Origin of the sequence: uncultured Halomonas sp., assembly GCF_947501415.1 — a bacterium.
Lineage (GTDB): Bacteria > Pseudomonadota > Gammaproteobacteria > Pseudomonadales > Halomonadaceae > Halomonas.
This window is the reverse complement of sequence record NZ_CANMVL010000003.1, coordinates 15,317-28,832: the sequence shown is the minus strand read 5'-3', so window position 1 is coordinate 28,832 and position 13,516 is coordinate 15,317. Positions and strand designations below refer to the sequence as shown.

Below are 13,516 nucleotides of genomic sequence, written 5' to 3'. Positions count from 1 at the left end.
TCTTGCTCATGATCAGGGTCTCCTGGTCGGTCTGATCAGAGCTTAGCGCCTGGTCCGAATTTCGGGGGCCACTTCAGGTGGCTTCGTGATGAATATTCTGGATCGCAGGACCGGCGAACAGACAACAGTCAATTTTGGCCAACCCACAGGTCAGTTCTGATCGAACACTGGGCAGCTCGGATGAATAAGCCGCCTGGATGATAAAGAAAAAAGGGACAGGGAGCAGAAGAATGAAATTGATCACGACCCTAGTGACTGCAGGGTTCTTGACCCTTAGCGGCTGCGCCAGCGTGGTGACATCCTACGATCACCTGGAGGGGGCGCCGGCCACTCTGACACCGCGTACAGAGACCTACAAGGATCTGACCCAGCTGCCAAAACCCACGGCACCGGTATTGGCCGCCGTTTATGACTTCCGTGACCAGACAGGTCAGTATCGCCCATCACCCGCGAGCACGTTCTCGACGGCCGTGACCCAGGGGGGGGCGGCGATGTTGAGCTCCGCGTTGGCGGAATCGGGTTGGTTCGTGCCCCTCGAACGTGTCGGCCTTCAGAACCTGCTCACCGAGCGGCGAATTATCAGGGCCAATCTGGAGCGCATCGGCAGGGAGAATGAGCTGTCGTCGCTGAACGCCGCCCGCGTTCTGCTGGAAGGCGGCATCATCGCCTACGACTCCAATATGAAGACCGGGGGCCTGGGTGCCGAATACTTTGGCATCGGCGCCTCGGGCGAATATCAGGTGGATCAGGTAACGGTTAACCTGCGCGCCGTGGATATCGCGACGGGTGAGGTGCTGGGTAACGTGACGACCAGCAAGACCATCTATTCCCACGAGATCAGGGCCGGTGTTTATCGCTTCATCAGCTTCCAGCGGCTACTCGAGGCCGAGGCCGGCTACACCCATAACGAGCCTGTGCAGATGGCCGTGATGTCGGCGATCGAGTCGGCCGTCATTCACCTTGTCACCCAGGGGGTCGACCGAGGCCTGTGGGCGCTACAGAACCCTGCCGATATCGATCATGAGGTGTTTTCCGCTTATCGAGATGCGCCTGTTCCCATGCTGTAGCGCTTTATCGTGATCTTACCGCATCACACCAAGCCGGCCCTTTGAGGCCGGTTTTTTTGTGATGAACCTTTTTGGTGAGCATTTTTTACAAAAAATGGTGAAAAATCAGACTTTTGACTTCGGTTGTTGGTTTATCTAATAAGCGACAAGAAATGAGGGTGAGAGTTTTAGTCATTTAAATTAATGTAAACATATGATTGCTGTGTGTCTGGTTTGTGTAAATACTTGTAACAAGCTTAACGAGCAGGCAGGACACACCATCATGACCTTCACGGCGACTCAATTACTGGCGACTCCCTCCTTGCACTGCGCCGACGTATATCCGGCGTTTCGCAGGTCACTTTTGGGTCTTGCCTGTCTGGCAACCTTGGGGGGGGCCGTATCGGCTTCGGCCCTGGATGTGCATCAGACGTCCGAGCTCGCCACGCCAGACTCGGCCTACTCCACCGGTAGTGTTGCGATAACGGAGCAGTCCGGCTTCGGCAATGTTAGCCGAATTCAGCAGTCGGGTAGTAACAATGAATCGCAGATTATCCAGGATGGTCGCGTTAACCGCGCACTCGTAATGCAGAGTGGTGCGGGGCACGACGCCAGAATGCTGCAGTCGGGCGGCTATCTTGAAGGCTCCATTGCCCAGTATGGCCAGGGCCACGAGGCCAATCTGGTTCAGAACGGATATGGAAAGGAAGCTCACATTGTTCAAACTGGCGTCCGCGGTAGTGTGGATGTCATGCAGCTTAACGCCTCACGAGGGACACCTGTGGAAGTGACACAGTTCTCGCGTGGTAAGGCAGCCATTCAGGTGATCCAGCACTAATCAAGAGCATGGGTGGGTTACCTGATTCAGTGAAGTCGACTTATTAAAGATGACTTCATAAATAGGCCTGGTAAATGCTAACAATTATCGCTGTGCCAGGGCAAAACGTAAGGGGATCGATCATGAAAATCAAGATGACTCTGCTGGCCGCCGCCGTCGCCATGTCTAGTGGCTATGCCGTTGCAAGCGACAATAATACTGCCGAGGTCGGTCAGACTGGCTGGGGTAACGATGCACGGGTTGACCAGCGGTCTGGCGGCAACCACGATGCCAGCGTGACTCAGATTCTTGGGGGGAACGATGCCGCAGTGGTCCAGGCGGGTGATGGCCAGAATGCGACTCACTTCCAGTATGGCTGGGGTAACGAGTCGGTGAGTGAGCAGGATGGCCGTAATAACACTGTCAATGTGACTCAGTGGGGAGCGCACAACGACTCTACCGTGGTGCAGAACGGCAGGAGCAACATGGCCACCGTGGACCAGTATGGCCGGAGCAACGTGTCACTGGTCAAGCAGGATGGTTATCGCCACAGCGCCACTGTGCTGCAGACAAACCGCTCCAATGACACCAATATCAAACAGTCGGGCTATCGCCAGATTGCCAATGTGAGTCAGACCGGCTCCAACAACGATGTCAACATCGATCAAGAGAATGGTCGTCGGTTCGGTGGCCTGAACGTCGCCAATGTCTCCCAGACCGGTTTTGGTGGCAACGGTGATATCGAGCAGGCCGGTTTCCACAACATCACCGATGTGGATCAGGGCGGCTCCTTCAACGATGTCGATGTGCGGCAGACGGGCAGCCTTAACTATGCCGATGTCGACCAGACCGGTACCGGTGACTATGCTCTCGTCTCCCAGTATGGGGTGTTGAACGAGTCCTACGTCGAGCAGTCCGGTTACTACAATGACGCCGATATCAGCCAGTCTGGCTGGTACAACACCTCCAACGTCAATCAGTCCGGCTGGTTCGATGACGCCTCGGTGGCACAGAGCGGCGTCAACAACATGTCCAGCATCACCCAGTCTGGTGGCTTCCTGAACACAGCCTCGCATGTTCAGACCGGCAGCAATAACGTTGCTACCACCACCCAGACCGGCAGTTTCAACAACGCCTCGATCGTTCAGTAAATCGCCACTGGCGTTACGATGACAGCGAACCGGCCTCTTGCGAGGCCGGTTTCTTGTATGGTGTGTGCCAGTAGTCAATCCGTCGCTATTGTTTGAATTCATGGTTGTAATAACGTTTTCGTAAGTCATCGAACGGAGAGCTGTACGCGACTTCCTAGACCGCTGACGCGGGAGCTGCTGCGGTTTCCATTCTTGAGTAGTTCGATATTGAGGTTACCCTCGTTGACCTGAGTGAGTTCCAAGTCGATACCTTCCCCCTGAAACGTCAGTTGAATGGGCACGATTCCGTCGAGCTCGTGGTAGTGCGCGTCTCCCTCAGCATAGAGCGTGGCGCCGCCATGGAACCTTGTGCCTGCATCCCCTGTGATATCTAGCTGTATCATGTTGTATCCGTGGTCGTTGTTAAATTGGCCGCTACTGGATGGATCGTTGCTTGATGCGATCTGATAGGGAGCCACCACCAGGGTGGCCAGGGTCAGGCATGCGATGAGTTTCATTGCTGCGTCCTCCAGGCAAATTGGCTTTGCCTCATACTTACTGCATGGTCTTTGGCACGGCTTTTAGCATGTCTTTTGGCATGGTTTTTGTCATGCTTTCGGGTAGAAAGAGTCAGCATGGTATCATATTGTTACTATATTTATCTAAATGGTAGCGGGTCGCTGCCTGTCCGGGCCTTCGGCAAGGTCTTGGGGGCCGACATGATGAGGTAGCGCATGACGAAGGGGTACGGTACGGCGATGGGAAGAAACAGTGTGAATCGCATGTCGGCAAAGCGTGAGGGCAGCGACAAGGGGCCGATGGTGGGCCTGACCTGGGCCGGTGTGGTGGCCACCATGGTGTTGCCGGTACTGTTGCCGGGAGGATACTGGTTGGGCCCGTTGTGGCTTGCACTGCTCGGTGTGTTCGCTGCACTGCGACGGTTATGGCCATCGCAGCACCAGCCGCGAGACTTCGGTGACCGTGGCTGGGGGCTGGCGATTGTGCTGCTGCTGGTTGCCCTGGGATTGGTGATCATGGCGGGGGTGCATGATGACCTGCTCAAGGTGGCGCCACGGGTATTGGCGATCGGCGCCGTGCTGCTGGCCATGGTTGCCCTGCACACCTGGCTTCCCTCGATTTCTGCATTCTGGGGTGGGGTAGCGCTGGGTGGCATGCTGACCGGTGCCTGGTCGTTGTGGCAGCGCCTGGAGCTTGGGGTGAGCCGAGCCAGCGGACATGATCCGCTGCATGCCATTCTGTTCGGCAACATCAGCCTGCTGACCGGCATGTTCTGCTTGGCCGGCGTGGCCTGGGCGATCTCACGCCCTCGTCGACCGGTGTGGCTGCTGGTGTTGCTGGCGGGAGCCATTGGCGGGGTGATGGCGTCGGTGCTGTCGGGGACACGCGGGGGCTGGATCGCCATGCCGCTGATTCTGCTGGTCTTCCATCGTGGCTTTATCAGCAGGTTGTCGGGGGGCCAAAAGGTCTCGCTATGGCTGGCCGTCGCCGTATTGATGGCGGGGCTGTATCTCGTGCCGCAGACGGGGGTGCAGCAGCGGATCTCCCAGGCGGTGGATGAAGTGACGCACTATCTGGAAGGAGAGGCTACGGATACCGTGTCGGTATCTACCCGTTTTGAGATGTGGCGCGGGACGGGTCGGCTGATTCTCGAGGCGCCTCTGTTGGGGCATGGTGCCGAGACTTATCATTCACGAATGGTCGCGATGGCCGAGTTGGGAGAACTCGCCGAGACGGTGGCCTCGCACCGCCATGCACACAATGATCTCCTCGATGCCTGGGTGAAATATGGTCTTCCCGGGCTGGTATTGCTGCTCGCTCTCTATGTGTTGCCGCTTTGGCTGTTCCGTTCGGGATTGAGCCACTCCGACCCGGGGCACCGGGCCCTTGCGGTGTCGGGCCTGCTGTTGCCTGTGGCTTTTATCGACTTTGGCCTGACCTACAGCTTCATGGCCTATGCGGTGGGGGTGATGCTCTATGGCGTCTGGCTGGTGGTGATTTGGACGTTCTATCGGCATGCACCGGTCCGGTCGAGTTCCAGAACGCGCGATCGCGAAAAAACGCCGTCGGATGTCGAGACCGCCGTGCCTTCTCTGGGACTAAACGGCTAACTGCTTTGTCCTCCCGTGATTTGTCCCCCTGTGATTTGTCCCCCTGTGGTTCGAGCTCGATGAGAAAAATCAGGAAACAGGACTCGGCTAGCAGTGTAATAATGCGTAACTAATGTCAAGTTGACGCTTGCTCCGTCAAGCCATCAGCCAGATGATTTGAAATGCCGGGAGCGTGATATGCAGCATAAAGGGTCGGTGGTCCTGGTATCCAATAGCTCCTGGTACCTCTACAATTTCCGCCGTGGCACCTTGTTAGGCCTGCGCGACGCCGGTTATCGAGTCATCGGTTTGGCACCGTTTGATGATTACACTTACCGCCTGGTGGAGGAGCTGGGAGTAGAGCACTGGCCCCTGGCCATGGAAGGCAAGAATACTCGGATGCTGGGGGAGGGCAGAAGTCTGGTGGCGCTCGTTGCTGCCTTGAGGAAGGCGAATCCGGTCTTCGTGTTCAACTTCACGGTCAAGGCAAATATCTACTCGGGACTGGCCTGCCGACTGCTGGGCATTCCCTACGCCAACAACGTATCCGGGCTGGGCACCGCCTTTCTCCACGATAGCTGGCTGTTTCGCCGGGTGCGTTGGCTCTACGGTTTCGCCAACCGCGGCGCCCGACGCGTCTTCTTCCAGAATCATGAAGACCATGCCCTGTTCATGGCCCATGGCCTTCTGGATGAGACTCCGACCATGGTACTGCCGGGTTCGGGGGTGGATAGCGTGCGCTTCGCCTTCTCGCCACTACCGTCGCGGCGACCATTTACCTTCGTGATGATTGCTCGGCTATTGGGCGACAAGGGGGTGCGCGAATACGTTCAGGCCGCCGAGCGGGTGAAGGCCGAGCATCCTGATACCCGCTTCCTGCTTATCGGGCCGCTGGGGGCCAGCAATCGAACCGCAATCGATGCCGCTGAGGTGTATGCCTGGCAGGCCGCTGGCGTTGTGGAGTATCAGGGCGAGCAGCAGGATGTGCGCCCGTGGATCAAGCAGGCCCAGGTGCTGGTGCTGCCTTCTTACCGTGAAGGCATGCCGAGAACCGTGCTGGAGGCGGCCGCCATGGGGCGCCCGGCCATCGTTTCCGATGTGCCTGGCTGCCGCCAATCCGTGGTGGCGGGGGAGACAGGTTGGTTGTGTGAGGTGCGATGCGCAGACTCTCTGGCTCTGCGCATGCGCGAGTGTCTAGCCATGTCGCCGGAGCGGCTGCAGCAGGCGGGTAGTGCGGCCAGGAAACGAATCGAGCAGGAGTTCGATGAGCGCCTCGTGGTAACGGCCGCCCTTGGGTTGTTAAGCGATGTTGATGTCGAGTGTTGGGCGGGTTGATCCCTCCGGGCTGGAGTGCTGATGAAACTTCAATGTCCTTACTGCCATAGCTTCGGGCTATACAAGGTCAAATCACCCTGGTGGCTGCGATTGGTCAGGGCCGAGCGGCGATATCAGTGCGTCGACTGCGCCAGGGAGGTGCGGCGATCCGAGGCGAAGGAGGTCGTGTAACATTGTGTATGAAAAACCTGGTTTTTCACTTGTTATATCGACTGACCCACCCTCCTGAAATTGAGTAAAAATATCCGGCGGCACGGCTCCGTGTGAAATGTAACAATTAGTCACATAGGCAGTTGCCACGTTATAGCCGCCGGAGTTGCGAATGACCCTCAAGCTTAGCTCAACGCCCTTCCTTCGAGCCGTGCCAGGAAGTCTGCGCGCGCGTGCCGCTTCACCCGCTTTCAGTGTCAGGGTGCTGGCTCCCCGAGAGCATGCGCTCTATGCCGACGCCTTGCGTCGTTTGACTCACGAAGAGCAGGCGCGTCAGCAGGGTGAAGGTGAGTGGATGCAAGCTGCCGATCTCGATGCATACCTCAACGAAGTTCTGGAGCACGCCGAGATTGCGGTGATTACCGTTGACGGCTGTCTGGTAGGGTTCTGCGCTTTTTATACCGATGATCCCGGTCAGCCAAGTGCTTTCATCACGCTATTCCTGCTGGCGCCAGAGATTCGTCGACGTGGCATGGTTCGGCCTCTGCTGGAAGCGACGGCAGCAGCAGCGGTGGCAAAGGGCTTTGGCTCCCTAACGCTTCGTGTTCGCCACAAAGATTGGCAGGCAATTCGTTTCTACTTGCGTCAAGGCTTTCGTGAGTCGGGCCGGCATGGCCATGAACTTGAAATGCGTCTGGATCTGACAGGCGCTTTCTCTCTAGCGGCAGGGTCTCTCTCGGCAGAACCACGACATTATTCGGCCAGGTGTGCTGGTCGATGAAAGATAGGCGGTGCGATGCAAGCGTCGAAAATTTCGACAAGCCGTTTCTCCCGTGCGGATCAAGAGTGATATGACGATGGTCGAGCATGCATTTCTAAACGAGATCGCACGAGAGGTCGGCGACAGCTTTTACCTCTTCGACGAAGCGGCCTTCCGGCGCAACTATCTGGGTCTACGGGGGCGTCTCCGGCGTCACTGGCCCGGTACCGATGTCGCCTATGCCCTCAAGGCCAACTATATGCCGGCCATTGTTGCCTGTGTGGCGGACATGCAGGGCCAGGTAGAGGTGGTGTCACGCTTTGAATATGACGTGGCGCGCCGCATCCTGCCGGCCGAGCGCATCATCTATAACGGTCCGATCAAGCGAGACGCGGATCTGCGTCTCGCCCTCGAGTCGGGCAGTCAGGTCAATCTGGACTCGTTCGCCGAGCTCGAGGCTCTCGCGCGTCTTGTCGCACAAGTACCCAGGGTTCGCGTCGGCCTGCGTCTCAACTTCCCGTCATCGCAGTTGACAAGCCGATTTGGTTTCGATGTAGAAAACGGTGAGCTCGAGAGGGCTCTGGCCCTCCTGGATGTCCTGCCAGGGGTCGAGGTGGTGGCGCTGCACTGTCATGCCACATGCCGTGCCCTGGGAGTGGAGGATCCAGTTCGGCGTGTTCGCCGGCTGTGCGAGGTGGCCCGTCGCCTGCTCCCGGATCACCCCATCGAGACTATTAATATCGGTGGTGGCTTGCTCGGTGAAATGCCAGCCAGCCTGCGCTCACAGTTTTCGTTCCCGGTGCCCTCCCTGGACGACTATGCCGACGCCATCGGCGAGGCATTCGTGCACCACCGGCCCTCGGCGGTGACACGGCTGGTGGTTGAGCCTGGGGTCTCGATGGTGGCCAATACCATGCGCCTGGCCGCGCGGGTGATGGAGGTGCGCCAGCGTCGTGACGGCTGGCAGGCGTTGCTGGATACCAGTATCAACGCCGTCAACCCGACGCGTTCGAGCGTGGCGCCGCTGCTGCAGGTCGTTACACCACGGTCTGATCAGGAGGGCCCGCGGCATTCATTCAAGTTGGTGGGTCACACCTGCATGGAACATGACGTGATCTGCGAGGAGTTCATGGCGAACCTGCAGCCTGGTGACTTCGTGTTGGCCGAGAGCCGCGGCGCCTACTCATTGAACTATACCCCACCCTTTATCGTGCCGGCCTGTGGGGTCGTCGACCTGCAGGGGCGCGTCCTCAAGCGTGCCGATGGAGAGGAGACCATTCTCGCCAGCTATCAGCAGCCGATCGAGGCGTTGCAGGCGTTCCCGCCAGTTGATAACAAGGATACTGCCGACCATGAACATTCTCTTCACCTGTGCGGGTAGACGCAATTATCTGATCGCCTACTTCCGTCATGCCCTGGGAAACGCCGGTCGGCTGGTAGCGGCAGACTGCTCCCCCTATGCGACTGCGCTGCAGGAGGCCGATGAGGCGGTCATCCTACCGCGGGTCGATGATCCGGGCTATATCGATGAATTGCTGGACCTGTGTGCAACCAGGCAGATCACCCTGTTGGTACCCCTGAACGATCATGAGTTGCCGCTGTTGGCCCGGGAGCAGGAGCGCTTTGCCGCTATTGGTACCCGGGTGCTGGTCTCTTGCCCTGAGGTGATCGAACTCGCCGCCGACAAGCTGGCCACGGCTCGCTTTGCCGAACGGATCGGGCTGCTTGCTCCTAAGACTTATCTGAGTCTGGAGGCAGCCCTGGCGGCCCTCGAGGCCAACGAGGTCCAGTTTCCCTTGATCATCAAGCCGCGTTGGGGGAGCGCCTCTCTCGGGGTCGAGCGGGTTGAGGATCGTGAAACGCTGGAACTGGCCTGGCGCTGGAGTCAGCATCGCTTTCCGGGCCTGGGGCTGCGCCAGGGCACCGCCGCCGACAGCGGGTTGATCATTCAGTCTGTGCTTCCAGGGCAGGAGTATGGCCTCGATGTGGTCAATGATCTGTCGGGCCGCTATCGCAGCACCTTCGTCAAGCGCAAGCTGTCGATGCGTGCCGGTGAGACCGAGCGTGCCATTACCGAGTCTCACCCCGTGCTCGAGGCCGTGGGGCAGCGCCTGGGGTGGGCGTTGGGGCATGTGGGCAACCTCGATTGCGACCTCTTTTTCGATGGCCAGCAGGCCTACCTGCTGGAACTCAATCCTCGCTTTGGTGGGGGATACCCCTTCAGTGCCGAAGCGGGTGCCGATGTGCCGGGGGCGCTGATCGCCTGGGCCCGGGGGCAGGAGCCCGCTTCCAGCTGGTGTGACCTGCGCGCCGGCGTGAGCACGGCGAAGTGCGATCGTCTGGTAGACGTGGCACAGATCAATAGACAGGCCGATGTCGTCCATCTGCCAGATCCTGCGGTGGAAATATATCTACCCATAGCGGTTGGCATGAGCCACTAAGGGGCAGGATGATGCGGTCCTGGTCTGGTTTGGCCGTATGGTCAGCGGGTGCGCTTGCGCTCACATTTTCCGGCAGCTACCTGGTCTTCATTATCCTGCTGTGCATGGCGATACCGGTGTGTGGCTGGGCAGGGGGCCGGCTCTGGGACAACGTGTTGCCCATGATCCTGCCGGTTGTTGCGGCCCTGTTTGCCTTCGCATGGCTGCTGGGTGCGAGCTGGCATGGTGAGACGCTGCAGGCATTCAACCTGGTTTGGCCCACCATGCTGATGGCACCCATGCTACTGGTTCTTCTGCTTTTCCCCCCTTCAACGGCGTGGTTATGGGCCGGTGTCTTGACCGGTGGTGTGGCGAGTGGTGTCTCCAGTCTGTGGCAACGCGTTGTCTGGGATGAGGTGCGCTCCGAGGGGGCGGGGTCTCTGAACGCGATCCTCTTTGGCAACTTCAGTCTGATACTGGCGGTATTTTGTCTTGCCGGCCTGGGCTGGGCCTGGGGCCATCGTCGTTCGTCGTTCTGGGTGGTAGCACTGCTGGCGGGGGCCATCGGGGGGCTGCTGGGGTCGATACTGTCGGGTACCCGAGGGGGGTGGGTGACCCTGCCGGCCCTGGTGGTCGTGCTGTGGTGGGTCTATGGCAGGGGCTTCAAAGTGATCCAGGTGCTGTCTGTAGTGGCAGTGGGAGTCCTGGCTGTCGTTATCGTCATCATGGTGCCCCAGACCGGGGTGCAGCAGAGGATCGCCGGGGGAGTCGAACATGCACAGCGCTACCTTCAAGGTGAAAGAGGCGTGGAGCACGGGGGGCGGGTCGAGATCTGGCGCGGCGCGGTCATGCTGATCGCCGAACGGCCAGTCTATGGCTGGGGCTCGCGGGGAGCGCGAACAGAACTCGAGCGCCTGGGTACGGAAGGGCTGATCGACCCCAAGGTGGCGGAATATGCCCATGCCCACAACGATATTCTGGATGCCTGGGTGCGCCGTGGCCTGTTGGGTGTGCTCGCACTGCTGATGCTCTATGTGGTGCCGGCGGCGCTGTTCTGGTCAGGACTCGATGACCCTTGTCCCCGGCAGAAGGCGCTGGCGACCTGTGCCTTGCTGCTGGTGGTGGGAAGCTTCGGCTTCGGACTGAGCTACAGCTTCATGTTCTATCCGGTGGGCGTGACCCTGTACACGGGGTGGCTGTGCGTGCTGTGGGGTCTCTACTGTGTGGCGGATACGTAGATCAAGTGTTTCAAGTGTGAGTGCTCTAGGTATTGGGAGATGAGAAAAATAATGCAGGATTGGTCTCGACACATTGTGTAACATTGAGAAATCAAAAGTTAACATTGCGCATGGATTCCTTGGATCTGCTATCGCTCGGCTGGGCTTATTGCTTGATTTCAGGTTGTAGAACTCTGGACTTGAGCCCAGGGCTTGGACTCAAGGCTTAGAGCTTGAACGTCGGGCTGTTTAGTCATCATTGGGCACAGGGAGCCGTGCACAGGGAGCCGTGCACAGTGACGGGGGAATCGAGAGTGGGGTGTCGAGAAATGTATACTGAAATGGCGATGACCGAGTATGACCACCAGATGAAGGAAGCGGGGTGGGTGATCTTCGAGAAGGCGATAGACAATGATCTGGTCGCCGAGATGAAGGCTGACGTATTCAAGTGGATCGATATCTGTGAGCAGTATCAGGTAGCGAGAGGGTTGAGCGAGTCAGGTGATGGAACGGCGCATCAGACGATCGGTGGCAACGACAGCCTCGATAGGTTCTATGACATGCATCTGTTCCACGACTACATCGCACACTACTTCGATAATAAGCCGTACATCCTGAGCTGCAGTACGCCCACGGCAGGTTATGCCCGCAAGCGCAATTACCTGCACAACATACATCGTGATATCGGTACCTACATCCCCGGCTACAATGCTCGCCTCAACATGATCGTGATGCTCGATGACTTTACCGTCGAGAATGGTGCCACTCAGATCCTGCCGGGTTCTCACCTGACGGAGACGAGGCCCAGCGATGAGGAGTTCGAGGCCAATCATGTCCCGATCACCGGACCCGCGGGTTCCGTCGTGTTCTTCAACTCCTATCTTTGGCATCGCGGTGGACACAACCGGACTGAGGATACTCGTGTCGCCCTGACCAGCGGGTTTACCCGGCCCTTCATAAAGCCGCAGGTGGATTACGCACGCATGCTGGGAGAGGAGCATGGTCGAACCCTGTCGCCTTTGACCCGGCAGCTACTGGGCTACAACAGCCGGGTGCCGGTTAGCCTGGACGAATGGTATCAGCCCGATGAGCATCGCTTTTATCAGAAGGGCCAGGGATGATGTTCAGCCCCTTGGCTGAAGTACTGGATTCCTGGAGTACCCTCAGCGCTTTAGAACCTGGATTCAGGGTAAATACGAAATCTCCCGGGCTGGTGTGACATGACAAAGAGCAGAAACATGGTGGTGCTGGCGTCTTCTGGCGGCAGTGTGCTTGACCAGGCACTCAAGGTGGATGCCTGCAGGCAGCATATCGCCCTCGTGGTGTGCGACCGCGAGTGCGGTGCCGTGGAGGTCGCCAGGCGACATGGTATCGCCGTTGAAGTATTGCCATGCCGCACCGGCAGCGAGTTCTCGGATGCCCTCTATGACTATTTCCTGGACAAGCCCGAGGTAGACCTCTTCATCTCGTCGTACTCCAGGTTGCTCTCTGGCCTGTTCCTCCAGAAATACCGGGGACGTATCATCAATTTTCATCCCGCTATCCTGCCTGCCTGCCCCGGCCTGGATGGATTCGGCGATACGCTCAAGGCTGGCTGCAAGTTTATCGGGGCTACCACTCACTTCGTGGATGAAGGGATGGATACCGGCAGGCCGATCCTCCAGGCGGCCAGGCCCTATGACCCTGAGCTTACCGATGAGGAGAACCGCGAGAGGGTTTTCCTGCAGATGTGCCGAATGTTCGTTCAGGTCGTCGCCTGGTTCGCTGCAGGGCGCGTGGATCCGCAAGGCCGCGTTGCCGGAGCTCGTTACGAGCTGTCGGAGTTTTCTCCTAACCTCGATTAGTGGATGAAGCTGTCATGATAAAACGTACCTTCGATATTGCCATGGCCGCCATCTTGCTCCTGATACTGAGCCCGATCATGCTCGTGGTAGCCTTGCTGATAAGGCTCGACATGGGGGGTGATGTCTTTTTTCGTCAATGGCGACCGGGAAAGGACGAAGTTCCCTTCCAGGTGATCAAGTTCAAAACCATGCGTGATGCGGTAGACAGTCAGGGCCAACCCCTGCCCGACGAAGAGCGCGTGACTCGTCTCGGGCTGTGGATTCGTCGCGCAAGCCTCGATGAGTTTCCCCAGCTGTTCAATATCCTCAAGGGTGATATGTCTTTCGTGGGGCCACGACCGTTGCTGATGGACTATCTGCCTTACTTTATTGGCGACGAGCGGCGCCGCCATGAGGTACGCCCCGGCGTGACCGGGCTAGCCCAGGTCAACGGTCGACAGGATATCAGCTGGGAGAGGAAGCTGAGACTGGATGTGGACTACGTGGATCACCATACGCTGTGGCTGGATCTTCAGATCCTGTTTGCCACCGTGGCCGTCGTCTTCAAGCGTGAGGGTATTCTCTATGCCGCTCCCCAGGGTCGGCTGGATGATTATCGCGAGAGTCTGGGGCTTCGGCACGAGGCCTGATGGGCCTGATGGTTGCTATCCGCTCTGATGCTTTCTGTTCACCCTGGTGCTCTCTATACG

Annotated in this window: 13 protein-coding genes; 12 read left to right on the top strand and 1 reads right to left on the bottom strand. The window is 58.4% G+C overall.

Annotated elements, in window-relative coordinates; genetic code table 11:
- Positions 1–230: 230 nt before the first annotated feature.
- The 3 genes from Q0894_RS02740 (at position 231) to Q0894_RS02730 (ending at position 3,014) form a co-directional block, all read left to right on the top strand.
- Positions 231–1,067 (top strand): CsgG/HfaB family protein, encoded by an 837-nt coding sequence (locus Q0894_RS02740; RefSeq protein ID WP_299231264.1) that lies wholly within the window; start codon positions 231–233, stop codon positions 1,065–1,067.
- Between the two features lie 262 nt (positions 1,068–1,329).
- Positions 1,330–1,884, top strand: a complete 555-nt coding sequence (locus tag Q0894_RS02735; protein ID WP_299231262.1) for a hypothetical protein — start codon at positions 1,330–1,332, stop codon at positions 1,882–1,884.
- Between the two features lie 122 nt (positions 1,885–2,006).
- Positions 2,007–3,014 carry a hypothetical protein gene (locus Q0894_RS02730; RefSeq protein ID WP_299231260.1) on the top strand — a complete coding sequence of 336 codons (1,008 nt, stop codon included), beginning with the start codon at positions 2,007–2,009 and terminating at the stop codon, positions 3,012–3,014.
- A gap of 125 nt (positions 3,015–3,139) precedes the next feature.
- On the opposite strand, the gene Q0894_RS02725 is transcribed toward Q0894_RS02730, so the two are convergent.
- Complete coding sequence (locus Q0894_RS02725) at positions 3,140–3,511, bottom strand: hypothetical protein (protein ID WP_299231258.1); 372 nt, start codon at positions 3,509–3,511, stop codon at positions 3,140–3,142.
- A gap of 264 nt (positions 3,512–3,775) precedes the next feature.
- Between Q0894_RS02725 and Q0894_RS02720 the strand changes: the two genes are divergently transcribed.
- From Q0894_RS02720 to Q0894_RS02680, 9 genes are all read left to right on the top strand, one after another.
- On the top strand, positions 3,776–5,122 hold the full coding sequence (locus Q0894_RS02720; protein ID WP_299231256.1) for an O-antigen ligase family protein: 1,347 nt from the start codon (positions 3,776–3,778) through the stop codon (positions 5,120–5,122).
- A 177-nt stretch (positions 5,123–5,299) separates the two neighbouring features.
- On the top strand, positions 5,300–6,436 hold the full coding sequence (locus tag Q0894_RS02715; RefSeq protein WP_299231254.1) for a glycosyltransferase family 4 protein: 1,137 nt from the start codon (positions 5,300–5,302) through the stop codon (positions 6,434–6,436).
- A gap of 322 nt (positions 6,437–6,758) precedes the next feature.
- Positions 6,759–7,367: a GNAT family N-acetyltransferase gene (locus Q0894_RS02710; protein WP_299231252.1), complete on the top strand. Its 609-nt coding sequence runs from the start codon at positions 6,759–6,761 to the stop codon at positions 7,365–7,367.
- Positions 7,368–7,437: 70 nt separating this feature from the next.
- Positions 7,438–8,727, top strand: a complete 1,290-nt coding sequence (locus Q0894_RS02705) for an alanine racemase (protein ID WP_299231250.1) — start codon at positions 7,438–7,440, stop codon at positions 8,725–8,727.
- On the top strand, positions 8,699–9,787 hold the full coding sequence (locus tag Q0894_RS02700) for an ATP-grasp domain-containing protein (protein WP_299231248.1): 1,089 nt from the start codon (positions 8,699–8,701) through the stop codon (positions 9,785–9,787). The genes Q0894_RS02705 and Q0894_RS02700 overlap by 29 nt, the downstream gene beginning before the upstream one ends.
- A 161-nt stretch (positions 9,788–9,948) precedes the next feature.
- Positions 9,949–11,004, top strand: a complete 1,056-nt coding sequence (locus Q0894_RS02695) for an O-antigen ligase family protein (protein ID WP_299231246.1) — start codon at positions 9,949–9,951, stop codon at positions 11,002–11,004.
- 308 nt (positions 11,005–11,312) lie between these two features.
- Positions 11,313–12,104: a phytanoyl-CoA dioxygenase family protein gene (locus Q0894_RS02690; protein WP_299231244.1), complete on the top strand. Its 792-nt coding sequence runs from the start codon at positions 11,313–11,315 to the stop codon at positions 12,102–12,104.
- Between the two features lie 99 nt (positions 12,105–12,203).
- Positions 12,204–12,827, top strand: a complete 624-nt coding sequence (locus tag Q0894_RS02685) for a formyltransferase family protein (protein ID WP_299231242.1) — start codon at positions 12,204–12,206, stop codon at positions 12,825–12,827.
- A 14-nt stretch (positions 12,828–12,841) separates the two neighbouring features.
- Positions 12,842–13,456 carry a sugar transferase gene (locus tag Q0894_RS02680; protein ID WP_299231240.1) on the top strand — a complete coding sequence of 205 codons (615 nt, stop codon included), beginning with the start codon at positions 12,842–12,844 and terminating at the stop codon, positions 13,454–13,456.
- Positions 13,457–13,516: the final 60 nt, after the last annotated feature.